Origin of the sequence: Acinetobacter higginsii, assembly GCF_000369525.1 — a bacterium.
In the GTDB taxonomy this organism is placed as follows: Bacteria; Pseudomonadota; Gammaproteobacteria; order Pseudomonadales; family Moraxellaceae; genus Acinetobacter; species Acinetobacter higginsii.
In genome coordinates this window covers 298,377-311,018 of sequence record NZ_KB850072.1, presented here as the reverse complement: position 1 = coordinate 311,018, position 12,642 = coordinate 298,377, and the positions used below count along the sequence as shown (strand labels likewise).

Below are 12,642 nucleotides of genomic sequence, written 5' to 3'. Positions count from 1 at the left end.
TAAAAAAGGAGGTCCATGGATATAACAACTTAGGAAAGGTGTAGGTCATATGTCTTACCAAACCTCGATTCATTTCGACCCAACGGCATTATTAATAATAAAAAATGAAATCGACAATTCGATTAAATTGGTAGAAACAGCAGTCAATACCCTTGCCGAAGAACAAGCACTACCTTTCGGGATTGATGATGCGCTGAACCAGTTTGAACAATGTACGCAAGTTCTCGCGTTAATTGATATGCCACATTTATCACAAATTACTCAATACTCTGCCGAGCTGATGCGCAAAATTATGGCGCAACCACAGCAAATCCAAACCAATGATGTTATTGCGCTCAGTGAAGGTACTACCATGCTGAAGCGTTATATCGAATTCATTTGTTTACGTGAAGTAAAAGTTCCTCAATTCCTACTCGATACACTGAACCGTTTAGAAAAAGCCCTAGGTAAACCACTGACCAAAGAAGGTCAAACGGTACAACCATTGCTTGAGTTCATTACCCCGAGTTTTAATTTGCCTCAGGCACCAAGCTTGGAACAATCACAATATATTCATCAACTTTATAAATTGTGTTTAAACAAGCTCATTAAGCAATCTGAAACCCCCCTTGATCTACAAGGGATCAAATTGGTCGGCGTTTATCTTGCAGGTTTAGCGGCGGGTCAACCAAGCCAACAATACTGGCAGTTGGTCAATGTAGGGTTAAGCCATATTGATGAGCTTTCAATTACCGAAGCACGCTTACGTACGTTGATTCAAATTGAAACCAATATCGGTAAATTCCTCGCTCAATCGGCCAGCTTTAAAAACAGCATTGCTGATCTTGCAGACATCCTATGTATTTGTATTAGCCAAGAAGATGATGTGTCACAGCATATTCGAGATCAACTCAATATTGGTGATGAGTTACTTAGCGATACGCAGCTACAAGTACTAAGCCGTCATTTATACGGCCCTGACTATGAAACGGTACACACCATCAGTCAGTTAATGACAGATGAGATGGCTCAAATCCGTAATGAGATTGAATACAACCATCAAAATATGTCAGCTGAAAAAACCCAAGAACTGCAACAAAAACTACATCAGCTTTCGAATGTTTTCAAAGTACTGAATCTTAATGAAGCAGCACGAGAGTTAACTCAGCAAGCGGAAAAATTAAGCCAACCAAATACATTAACTGATGCAACTTCGGTACAACAGTTAATGAACAGTATTTTGGCTTCAATGAATTCGATTGGGATTTTGGAACGTAATTACACGTCTAGTCGTTTACAGTTACGTGTTAATAACATGCAAATCTCGCTTGATCGTTTAGATGAAGCACATAAAGCGTTATTGACTGAAACCAAAACCTTGATTGATACTTTAACGCAAACCTTAAGTCTCTATGTACAAGATCCTACAGCACATAGCTTAGAAGCGTTACCCGTGTATCTGAAGGAACTTTCAGGCGCTGCTCTGTTCTTAGGTAGTTCAGCTCAACAAACTGCTTTATTAGGTGCAGCGCACTTTGCCCAATATCGTTTAGCGCAAAATCAACCTCTCGATGCCGAACAAATTAATTGCGTCTTAAACGTTGTCGCAGGTCTAGATTTACTGGTTGAGAACTTAAAGAACAAGCAACCTGTATTGCAATCTATGTTTGATGTGGCATTATCAAACAGTCAGCAATTACAAACCATAGCCGCATAATGACTCAACTATCACTTGCTTATATTTTTCAACACCAAAAACTGTTAGTCGACCAAAATCTACAACTGCCCCAAGTTGAGAAATTAGCAAGTGACCTCCCCATCCATCATAATGATCACGTCATCGCACGTGATCTGCTTGAAAATGAATCTATTCCTGAAGGCTATCAATTAGTTCCGATTCGGGAACTGATTCAGTCTTGGTCAAGTAGTGATTTCCTGCAAGCCAGTCGAGCAGTTCAATTACTTGAATGGCGACGTAACCATAAATTCTGTAGCCACTGTGGTCATGCGACTGAAATTCACCCTAAAGAATATGCCATGGTTTGCCCAAGTTGTGCTTACCATCAATATCCTCGCGTACAGCCTTGTATCATTACCATTATCACCAAAGGTAACGATGAGATTTTGCTTGCCAAATCAGCGCATAACAAAAGTAATATGCATGGCTTAATTGCTGGTTTTGTTGAAGTGGGTGAAACTTTAGAAGAAGCCGTGCAACGTGAAGCATTTGAAGAAGTTGGACTCAAACTTAAAAATATTCGTTATATGTCGAGCCAGCCTTGGCCATTTCCTAGTAATTTAATGATTGCCTTCCATGCTGAATATGATTCAGGTGATATCCAATTGCAGCTCGAGGAAATCAGTGAAGCAGCGTTTTTTAAATTTGATCAACTTCCAGAAATTCCGTTTAAAGGCAGTATTGCCCATAGCATGATCATGCAAATCATCGACAATAAAAAAGCATCTTAAACGATGCTTTTTTATTGATTAGGGGTCTAAGGCTTCATCCAAAAAGTGCAGGATCGTCCGTTTGGTTTTGAAATAATGGCTCATCAAACTGGCCAGTGTCGCCACAATGGTAATATGCCCTGTCTTTGGAATCACGGCGATATGACTATGATTGCCTTTTTCTCTGAGTGCTTTATCTAGATCAAAACTATTTTCCTTGCCCACCAACTGATCTTGTTCAGCCATCAACAAATAATGCTTAATTTGATTCGGCTCAATAAAGTAATACGGCATCACTTGTTGATACGATACTTTCTGATCAAAAGCATGTTCAGCTAAAGGATCACCCTTGTAGTCAAAGTGATATGGCCCAGCCATCCCCACAATTGCTCTAATATTTTCTTTGTATTTAAAATTTTGTGAATAGGCAGAATACACCACAGACATGACATTAAACGCACCCGCAGAATGTCCCATTAAAATGATGTTATCTGTCGAAATATTTAGCTTGCTCTGATTCTGATTTAAATAATGAATGGCTTGAGCAATATCATCAATAAAGGTCGGGAAGATATGTTCTGGTGCAAGATGGTAGTTAATCACTGCAACATCATAACCTTCACGGGCAAAAGTTTCCCCAATAAACAGATACTCACGTTTGTTACCATGCTGCCAAGAGCCACCATGTACAAATACGATAAGTGGCCTTTGCTTTTTAGGATTTTTAGTTCGATACAGATCCAAACGCTGTCTTGCTTTCAATCCATAGGCAAGATGCTCTTCTTTTTCAAAGGTATCTTTGGGTGTCAGGTAATTGATCGAATAACTGGCAAAATCATAAAGGCGAAACTCCTGATAGAGGTTTTTCGCCTTTATTACATTTTCTTGTACTTGTTGAATAAGTTGCTTCATAAATTAAGGATTAGTTGGAGTAATGGTCGCAGGTTCCGCCTGATCAGGATCAATTGCAACAGGTGTCTCAACTAAAGGCTGTGTAGTCACAGTGCCCACCATTGGTGCTGCTGCTGTTGAACTAGCAACAGTGCCTGAAGGTTGATCCGTGTTGTCGATGAGTGTCACAATTTTAGTCACATTTCCAACTTTTTGTAAGACGTCATCTAAATCTCTTGATTCAGCAGTATTTAAACGTCCCATCACGTACAACACACCATTTTCAGTATGCACTAATACTTTGCTGTCAGATACTACAGGGGCTTTCATCAACAAACCGCGGGTATTTGCAGTCACCGTTGCATCTTGCATGATGGTGTTATAACCGACCTTGTCACCTACCGTAATATAGTTATGTACGGCTTTTACATCTGACATCGAACGTAAGTTATCTTCTGCCAATTGTTTTAAATATGGATCAGGGACTTGTCCAGTCAATAAAACATTGCTGTGGAAACTTTCAATGTTGATACGAGACTGTTTAAAGCGGTGATCTAATTTGTACAAATTAATATTTGCAGTACGCTTGATCGAAGAATCAATAAAAATCTGCCCAAGACTGCGTTCACCACTGTTCGTTCCAACGGGTGAACTTCCTGTGCCACCAGAAATAAAACTAGCACATCCCGATAAACTTGCAGCGCAAAGCAACGTAATCGATAAACGTTTTAACACTTGGCAAGACTCCCTATCTACAAACAAATTTGTTCAATTTTCAATATTTAGCTTTAAATTAGACTTCTTAATTAATCTAAAGTAAATGCGTGTTCAATCCATTGCTGATCATACTGCAATTTTGAAAAATCTGGTTGTACTGTTTTTGCAATTTTCTGTGGAAAATCAAAACAAATCACATCAAAACGACAATCAAAGTCCTCATAATGTGGAGATTTCTGTAAAAACAATTGAGCTGTCTTAATAATTTTACGTTGCTGGGCGAGTGAAACCACCTCATAGGCTTTCGCATAACTTGCTTTCGATCTGGCTTTGACTTCGACAAAAACGAGTTCCTTTTCCCGTTCAACGATTAAGTCAATTTCCCCATAACGTGAATGATAATTCCGCGCTACACATAGATATTGTTGGGACTGTAAAAGAGCAAGTGCTTTCTGTTCAGCCCATTGCCCTAAATCATGTACTGATTGTGACATACCTGCCCGATCTTATTTTAATGCTTGAATACCCTTTTTCTGCTGTTGATAGCAATAAGGTTGGCGATAAACTTTCCCGTCTTTCACATCAATTGCCCCAGTTCGACCTTCAAAGGAAAAGTGTCGATCTGGACTATTTAAAAATTGCTGACTAATACTCCATGCATCACCACCAAAGGCCAATAAGCGTTGAAATGCCATATTTTCTGGTTGTTCTTTATATGCAGCGACTAGGTCTGCCCATTGTCCGTTATATAAAGCTGGTGTATCACAAAAACTGAGTCCCATCGGAATGCTCTTGTCTTGCTCAATACTCAACGCAGTAGCATAAATATTTTTTTCAGGTAAAGGACCTAGTTGCTCTAACCACTGTTGATCGCCCAACAATAACAGCCCTTCTTTACGCGCAAGTTTTTTAGGACGTTCATTGACCACATGAATATCTGAGCCAAATTCAGACATGAGTGCCATCATAAATAGTTCTGTTGCAGATTCAGTTCCAGCTTGACGTAATACCAATAGATTTTTAATTTTGTCTTTCTTCAATAATTGAGTTAATGCAACAGCATCATGCTGTTTTGCCAAACTAAATTGCCATACATTGGTGGTCTGGTTATTCACATCATTTAATGCAATTACAGGAATTGCTGGATTCAGTTGCATCACAGTTTCAATTTCAGGCCGTGCCAATGGCCCAACAATCAGTCGAGTCTTACTGTTGACCCTTTTCTTAAAAATCGTATCGATGTTATTTTTCGCTGAATCTACAAAAATGATTTTTTCTTTGCTGCCAGATGCTGTATAAGCGCTCAAGAAACCACGTTTGATGCTTTGACCAGCTCGCGCCATCGTACCAGATTCGGGTAGAATCACCAGTACGTCCGCATAAACTGGACTCACACATGCCGCCAAACATAGTAGCAGCCAATATTTTTTGTAATACATTAGGGAGTTACCTTTTATGAGTGCTCAATTATTTGTTGTAGCAACCCCGATTGGGCACTTAGATGACATGACCTTTCGTGCAATTGATATTTTAAAATCTGTATCGGTAGTTGCCGCAGAAGACACTCGTCAATCTGCTCAATTATTCAAACATTATAATATCTCAACTCCACTCACAGCGTGTCATGATCACAACGAAAGTAACAAAATTGATCAACTTCTCCAAAGAATGTTAAAAGGAGAAAATGTTGCATTAATCAGTGATGCTGGTACTCCACTGATTAGCGACCCAGGTTTTAAGCTGGTTCGTGCCGCTCAAGAACATGGCATTCGTGTCATTCCAGTACCGGGTGCTTGTGCAGCAATTGCGGCATTAAGTGCAGTGGGTTTACCGAGTGACCGCTTTAGCTTTGAGGGTTTTTTACCATCGAAAGCATCGCAACGAATCAGCCAGCTTGAAAAGCTCAAGGATGAAACCCAGACCTTGATTTTCTACGAAGCACCTCATCGTATTTTGGACAGCATCAAAAATATGGTGCAAGTCTTTGGTGAAGAGCGACCTGTTGGTTTTGCCCGCGAAATTACCAAAACTTTTGAAACCATCAAGAAGATGACTTTAAAAGAATTGGTTACTTTTATCGAAAATGATCACAACCAAGAAAAGGGTGAAATTGTGGTTGTGGTCGGTGGAGCATCTGCGGAAAAAGATATGGAGCAGGATAAACTGGATGCGTTGTTGAAACGTTTATTACAGGATTTATCGGTAAAAGCGGCGTCACAATTGGCTGCTGATTTGACGGGTATAAAAAAGAAAGTGGCGTACCAACGTGCTTTGGAACTCACCCAACAAGATCAATAAAACCTAAGAGGGAGATTTTTTAAATCTCCCCTTATCATCTCAATATGAAATAACAACAATGTGTTTTAGGCCTTAGTCATGATATTAACCTGATCTCGTTTTCTTTCCATTCTCGCCTGCTTAATCACTGCCAAACCAGAAGAAACACCTAAATACGCAATAATAAAGGCTACAAATAAATCAGGGAACATGGTTCCTGTGCCGAATACACCAACAGCTGCGATGATAATGGCGATATTAGCAATCGCATCATTCCGACTACATAACCATACCGAGCGCATATTTGCATCGCCATCACGGAATGCATAGAGCATCAATGCAGAGATAACATTGACAACCAATGCCAGTACACCAATCGCCCCCATAAGCATTGGTTCAGGTGTTACACCTAGCCACCATGACCAGAATACTTTAACAATCACAAAAATACCAAAGGCAGCCATGGTGATTCCTTTGACTAAGGCTGCGGTCGCTCGCCAGTACAAGGTCATGGACAATACAGCTAAAGAAATGGCATAGTTTGCTGCATCACCCGCAAAGTCCAAGGCATCCGCCCAGAGCGACACAGAACGTGCATGTGATCCTCCGATAATTTCGACAAAGAACATCAATGCATTTAAAACTAAAGCAATCCATAAAGCCTTTCTAAACTTTGGACTAATTTTTTGTGTTGGCGAACACGTTGTGTTGCATCCACATCCTGCCATGACTTTTCTCACTGAATATTTTATAGTGATTTAAAACCCTAGAGTAACTCCAGAGTCAAGCATGATCAGTTTTAGCATTGGACAATTAGCAAAAAAGTCAGGTGTATCTGTAGATACGATTCGCTATTACGAAAAAATTGGGTTGCTGGACAAAGCCCAACGAACGGCGGGAAATTACCGTCATTATTCGGAACAAATGCTTTCAGAATTGTTATTTTTAAAACACTGCCGAGAACTGGGCATCACCATACAAGATATTCAAAAGCTTAAGGGTCTAGCCGAAGATCCAAATCAAACCTGCATGGAGGTCGATCATCTGATTGATCAATATCTTGCCGAGGTTTCACAGAAGATTAAGAATCTGGAACATCTCAAACAAGATCTAAGCCATTTAAAACAACAATGTTCACAACATCGTACCATTGAACAATGTGGCATTTTAAAAGAGTTACACCAACCACTTGAGTGTGAACATGAGTCACACCAACATAAAAAAGCACCACAACCGTGATGCTTTTTTATATCAATTCAGACTTAATCTTGATGCTCACCTGGCGGAACTTCAGTAATACGCCCACCACGTGCAAGAAACGCAGCCACTTCATCTTCTAAAGCTTGGCGTTGTTTCTGCTTCGCAGTCACGGTTAAAGTTTCCGCTTCAGCAAGATCAGCGTCATTGGCGCTCGATTCTTCACTCTCTGCACCACTTTCTGCCGCTTTCGCCTCTTCGTCGTCTACAGCAGAATCTTCTGTGTTTTCGTCGTAATCATTCATTTCCGTCATCTTCATCTCCCCACAATGACTCAACTCTCATCATCGCTATTTGGCCATCAGAACTAGGTGGAATTTAGCAAGCTCTTCAGATTTAGCAAAGCACAATATTTGTTAAAACGTACTTTTTATGACCAAATTCACTCTGATTTATAAATGATTGTTTAAAAAATATCTACTATTTTTTAACATGCATATTGTGTGTCTTTCAATGTCCCTAATCCATTGGCTTGTTGCATAAAACGATCCTTAAACCAATCGAACTGTTCAACCTGTTTCAAACCAAAATTTCTTGCCCAAACAAAGGGAAATAATTCTGAACTTTCAATCCATCCAATCGCAGACATACTATGCATCATGGCGTCGTTTTGACCCTTACGTTGGTGTTCATAACGCAATAAAGTCTGTTCGTTGGCCCACACACCACGTTTTAAATCGTGTAGTAACACATCACACAACACAGCGGCATCTAAACAACCAATATTCACACCCTGTCCAGCCAAAGGATGGATCACGTGCGCGGCATCACCAATCAGTGCTAAGCCTGATTTGATGTAGCGTTGCGCTGCACGTGCTTTTAATGGGAATTGTGCTCTAGAACGCACCTCAACCACCTCACCCAACATATGTAGGCTTTCTTGCGTCAATAGTTGCATAAATGCTTGATCGCTGAGTGCTGAATACTCATCAGCATAATCATCTGGTAAAGTCCAAACAATTGATTGCCAATAACCGTTTTCTTGAGGATCAAGACTTGCCATCGGTAAATAAGCCAATGGTCCTGTCGGTAGGAAAATCTGTCGAGCCACATATTGATTCGGGCGCGTGGTTTTAATCGCACAGCTGATCGCAGCCTGCTTATAATCCAGTACATCTAAATCAATATACGCCTGCTCACGTACAAAAGAATTCGCACCATCTGCACCAATCAGCAACTTGGTTTTTAATGTCGTGCCATCTGCCAATTGAATTGACCAGCCTTGCGGAATCTGTTCGATCCGAATGACTTTGACTTGGGTACGATAGTCTTTGAGCTGTTGCAGCATTTTTTGTTGAATCGCAACATTCAAAACACTTGGCTCAACCATTGAACCTAATGCCTGATCTGATTGAGGTTGCTGCTCCGAAGCATGACCAAAATTAATTTCACCATAGCCATTTTTATTCCAGACCTGCATGCCTGAATAGGGCATTTGGCGTGCTAAATCATCCCAGACATCCACTGTTTTGAGTAAATGAATGGTGGCTTGACTGAGTGCCAATACCCTTGGATTCATGACTGACAAAGTTTTATCCTGATCAAGTACAGGTGCAGCATCTAGCACCGTCGCCTGTACCCCACCTTGCGCGAGTAATAAAGCTGTTAAACCGCCAACTAAACCACCACCGACAATAACGACATCTAAGATTTCACTCATGCTTTTAGCCCCATTGCATAATTGGCAACCAAAGGCTTAACACCTGGAATCACATCAAAAGCAATCAATCCTGTATTGCGTAATAATTTGAGGATTGGATTCTGATTACTAAAACCACGCACCACCGAATCACAGAACTTGATTACACGTTGCTGATCTTTCAAACGTGATTGTTCATAGGCCAATAAATTTTCAGGCGCGCCAATATCATCTGATTTTGCTAACTGCTCCATCAGGAACCGAACCAGCACATCTGCATCACGCAAGCACAGGTTAAAACCTTGCCCTGCCACTGGGTGAATGGTATGTGCTGCATTCCCCATCAACACCACACGTCCAACCGCCTGCTTATCTGCTAACACTTGCGACAATGGATAGCTAAAACGTTTGCCTGTTTTTTCAAATTTCCCTGCTCGATCCCCATAGGTTTCCTGTAGAGCATCAAGGAAATGTTGATCATTTTCTTCACCTAACCATTCTGCTTCAGTACCTTTTTTCACAGGCCAAACTACTGAACGGCGGTATTCGCCTGGTAAAGGTAGAAGTGCCAATGGTCCCAACGCACTAAAACGTTCAAAGCCAACCTGCTGGTGCGGCTTAGAAGTCTGTACAGTGGTCACAATCGCGACTTGGTCATAATCATGTTCATCTACACCCACGCCAATGGCTTGGCGGCAGAAAGAATCGCGACCATCAGCAGCAATGACTAACTTGGACTTTAAGGAATGGATATATTCGCCATTACGCATGGCTTCGATTTGTACCTGATCTGCATCTTGCGTCAGTGAAGTTACTTGCACACCATCAATCAACTCAATCAACGGCTGTTGACGCACTTGGGTGAGTAATACTCGACCTAACCAAGCATTTTCAATCACTTGCCCAAAGCTTTCTACTTTTTCTTGCTCTGCAACGAGACGAGCCTTACCAAAACTGCCTTGCTCAGTAATATGCACTTGCAGAATTGGGGTAGCATGTTGTTGTAAGGCTTCCCACAAACCTAACTTTTGGTAAATCTGTACGCTGCGGCGTGATAATGCGGTATTACGCGCATCAAAACTGGAATGATAAGGCGCAACATTTTCATCATCAAAATTCGGATATTTCACAGCTTCTAATAACTTTACTGCGATATTAGATTTTGCCAACATTAAAGCAAGGCTGAGTCCAACCATACCTCCACCGACAATGATGACTTGTTGCTGCATAATATTATTCCTTATCAGTTTTTCATGACTTGATGTTTCGGGACTATCTTACTCTAACTCAAATCAGGATTGGAATTTGTACTTTGTTTGGTCTATGTTTTTAAAATATATTCAAAAGTTGTCTTGGTCATCAAACGAAATAAAAAAGGCCTATCGATCGATAAGCCTTTTCTCAATCTCAACTTAATGGCTTGCCATCAAGCTTTCAATCTCTTCAACAGTTTTCACTACATTCTTGGTCAAAACCAATGGACCATTTTCCGTAACGACAATATCATCTTCGATACGAATCCCGATACCCCGCCATTTTGCATCGACGGTTTCATCATCAGGTGCAACATATAAGCCGGGTTCAACAGTGACCACCATACCTGCTTCATAAACGCGCCAGTCTTCGCCAGTCTTGTATGCACCAACATCATGTACATCCATACCCAACCAATGACCTGTACCATGCATAAAGAACTGACGGAATGCTTCGCTTTCAATCAATTCATCAACATCGCCACTCATCAAACCAAGATCAACCAAACCTTGAGTTAAGATTTTCACTGCAACTTGATGTGGGTATTTATAATGATTGCCAATACGTGTCGCATCAATTGCAGCAAGCTGCGCTTCTAAAACAATATTATATAACGCCTTCTGTTCAGGACTAAACTTACCGTTGACAGGGAATGTACGCGTAATATCTGACGCATAGAATTCATATTCACACGCTGCATCAATAAGTACTAAATCACCATCTTTGAGTGGCTTGTTGTTTTCAACATAATGCAAAATACAGGCATTTTCACCGCCACCAACAATACTGTTATATGACGGTACGCAACCGTTTTTCCCAAAAATATAATTGAGTTCTGCTTCCAGTGCATACTCCATCATCGCAGGTTTAACAGTTTGCATAGCACGAGTATGTGCTTCGGCACTAATATTCGATGCGATCTGCATCAACTCAATTTCTTGGGCTGATTTTTTCAAACGCATTTCATCAACAATACGATCAAGCTGAATCAACTCAGCAGGTGCAGCACTACCTCGCCGCTGTTCTGCATCTGCCTTTTGAATCCACTGACTAACACGTGCATCAAACTCAGCTTGCTGACCAATACGATAGTAAAGACGCTGTTTATTTAGAATTTTTTCGATGATTTCTTCATCTAATAAGTCAATCGCATAAGCTTCATCTGCATCATAAATTTCAATCGCACCATCAATACCAGCACGATAGCCATGCCAGATTTCCATTTCACGATCACGTTCACGGCAGAACAAACTGTAGCTATACTCTTCACCTTCGGCAAAGGTTTCAATAACCGCAACCGCCTCGGGCTCGGCAAATCCAGTGAGATAATAAAAACTACTGTCGGCACGATATTTATAATCAGCATCGCGATTACGATACATTTCTGCTCGTGTCGCAATAATTGCAATGCTATTGCTGCCTATTTTTTTAGCGAGAATATCACGACGTTGTTTAAAATCGGCTTGACTTAATTTCATATAGTCCTTCTGATGAAGATGAATGATTGTAAGTATCTTTATTTATAAGGTGTTAAGGCACCGCCCGAGTTAACTCGGACGATGTGGGGTAAACATTTCTACTACTGTTTGTGGATCAGCTGGATTGTCTTGATTTCTGCTTTTGGCATGAAAGTTTTGCAATAAAGAACTTTCGGCTACAGGAATCTTGGTGCGACCAATCGATAAGCTCACAGGAATCAAGCGTACAAACTCATACAGTTCCTGATAGCTTTCTTCACCTTCTTCATCATTATCCGAGTCTTCGAACTCAACAGCTGCAACATCTTGTAAATGTTCAATCAGCTCTTGTTCCTCAGCACGGATATGACCAGAAGCCAAACCAAAACCCAGTACCACCCCTGCACACCAATCTGCCAAGGCTTGAACACGATCAGCTAGCAAATGGTTGTCATCTGGGAGCATCGGTAAATAATCTAATTCATCATCCGATAAAGCATGTGCCACATCTTCTGCTTCATCGGTTAAACTTTGCAGTGCTTCTGGCTGTAAAGCAGGCACATTCAGGGTGTTTAAGATTTGTGACCATTCATCTTCAGTCGGCGCTTGTGTCACACAAACTATACCAGTTAGTAAACCGTGTAACTCACTTGGGCTTGAAATTTCTTCAATCCCATCAAAATGAGCATTCCATTCTGTCCAACCTGAAATATCGTCTTGCAT

At 40.8% G+C, this 12,642-nt stretch carries 14 protein-coding genes; 4 read left to right on the top strand and 10 right to left on the bottom strand.

Annotated features, from left to right (window positions below; all coding sequences use genetic code 11):
- The first annotated feature begins 49 nt into the window (after nt 1–49).
- The gene (locus tag F902_RS07475; RefSeq protein ID WP_005202373.1) at nt 50–1,696 is read left to right on the top strand and encodes a hypothetical protein; all 1,647 of its coding nucleotides are present in this window, start codon (nt 50–52) and stop codon (nt 1,694–1,696) included.
- Nucleotides 1,696–2,448 carry an NAD(+) diphosphatase gene (gene nudC / locus F902_RS07470; protein ID WP_004808578.1) on the top strand — a complete coding sequence of 251 codons (753 nt, stop codon included), beginning with the start codon at nt 1,696–1,698 and terminating at the stop codon, nt 2,446–2,448. Before F902_RS07475 ends, nudC begins: the two co-directional genes overlap by 1 nt.
- Nucleotides 2,449–2,466: 18 nt before the next feature.
- Here the strand turns inward: nudC and F902_RS07465 are convergent, their stop codons facing one another.
- The 4 genes from F902_RS07465 to F902_RS07450 all read right to left on the bottom strand — a co-directional run bounded on the left by F902_RS07465 (nt 2,467) and on the right by F902_RS07450 (nt 5,474).
- On the bottom strand, nt 2,467–3,339 hold the full coding sequence (locus F902_RS07465; RefSeq protein WP_005202371.1) for an alpha/beta hydrolase: 873 nt from the start codon (nt 3,337–3,339) through the stop codon (nt 2,467–2,469).
- 3 nt (nt 3,340–3,342) lie between these two features.
- Nucleotides 3,343–4,053: a BON domain-containing protein gene (locus tag F902_RS07460; protein WP_004808582.1), complete on the bottom strand. Its 711-nt coding sequence runs from the start codon at nt 4,051–4,053 to the stop codon at nt 3,343–3,345.
- A 71-nt stretch (nt 4,054–4,124) separates the two neighbouring features.
- The gene (locus F902_RS07455; RefSeq protein WP_005202369.1) at nt 4,125–4,529 is read right to left on the bottom strand and encodes a YraN family protein; all 405 of its coding nucleotides are present in this window, start codon (nt 4,527–4,529) and stop codon (nt 4,125–4,127) included.
- A 12-nt stretch (nt 4,530–4,541) separates the two neighbouring features.
- Nucleotides 4,542–5,474, bottom strand: coding sequence for a penicillin-binding protein activator (locus F902_RS07450; protein ID WP_005202366.1), 933 nt, complete (start codon nt 5,472–5,474; stop codon nt 4,542–4,544).
- Nucleotides 5,475–5,490: 16 nt separating this feature from the next.
- Between F902_RS07450 and rsmI the strand changes: the two genes are divergently transcribed.
- Nucleotides 5,491–6,333: a 16S rRNA (cytidine(1402)-2'-O)-methyltransferase gene (rsmI, locus tag F902_RS07445; RefSeq protein WP_005202365.1), complete on the top strand. Its 843-nt coding sequence runs from the start codon at nt 5,491–5,493 to the stop codon at nt 6,331–6,333.
- Nucleotides 6,334–6,398: 65 nt separating this feature from the next.
- Here rsmI and F902_RS07440 read toward each other — a convergent pair whose 3' ends face one another.
- Nucleotides 6,399–7,040 carry a cation efflux transmembrane domain-containing protein gene (locus F902_RS07440; protein WP_005202363.1) on the bottom strand — a complete coding sequence of 214 codons (642 nt, stop codon included), beginning with the start codon at nt 7,038–7,040 and terminating at the stop codon, nt 6,399–6,401.
- Nucleotides 7,041–7,101: 61 nt separating this feature from the next.
- Here F902_RS07440 and F902_RS07435 point away from each other — a divergent pair, with 61 nt between their 5' ends.
- Nucleotides 7,102–7,551 (top strand): MerR family transcriptional regulator, encoded by a 450-nt coding sequence (locus F902_RS07435; protein ID WP_005202360.1) that lies wholly within the window; start codon nt 7,102–7,104, stop codon nt 7,549–7,551.
- A 23-nt stretch (nt 7,552–7,574) separates the two neighbouring features.
- Here F902_RS07435 and F902_RS07430 read toward each other — a convergent pair whose 3' ends face one another.
- The 5 genes from F902_RS07430 to F902_RS07410 all read right to left on the bottom strand — a co-directional run bounded on the left by F902_RS07430 (nt 7,575) and on the right by F902_RS07410 (nt 12,642).
- A complete protein-coding gene (locus F902_RS07430) occupies nt 7,575–7,823 on the bottom strand; it encodes a hypothetical protein (RefSeq protein WP_005202358.1) in 249 nt (82 codons plus the stop codon).
- A 173-nt stretch (nt 7,824–7,996) separates the two neighbouring features.
- Entirely contained in the window at nt 7,997–9,229 is a 1,233-nt protein-coding gene (locus tag F902_RS07425) for an FAD-dependent monooxygenase (protein ID WP_005202356.1), read from the bottom strand.
- On the bottom strand, nt 9,226–10,437 hold the full coding sequence (gene ubiH / locus F902_RS07420; RefSeq protein WP_005202354.1) for a 2-octaprenyl-6-methoxyphenyl hydroxylase: 1,212 nt from the start codon (nt 10,435–10,437) through the stop codon (nt 9,226–9,228). The genes F902_RS07425 and ubiH overlap by 4 nt, the downstream gene beginning before the upstream one ends.
- Before the next feature lie 183 nt (nt 10,438–10,620).
- Nucleotides 10,621–11,940, bottom strand: a complete 1,320-nt coding sequence (gene pepP / locus F902_RS07415) for a Xaa-Pro aminopeptidase (RefSeq protein WP_005202353.1) — start codon at nt 11,938–11,940, stop codon at nt 10,621–10,623.
- Nucleotides 11,941–12,009: 69 nt separating this feature from the next.
- Nucleotides 12,010–12,642: a UPF0149 family protein gene (locus tag F902_RS07410; protein ID WP_005202352.1), complete on the bottom strand. Its 633-nt coding sequence runs from the start codon at nt 12,640–12,642 to the stop codon at nt 12,010–12,012.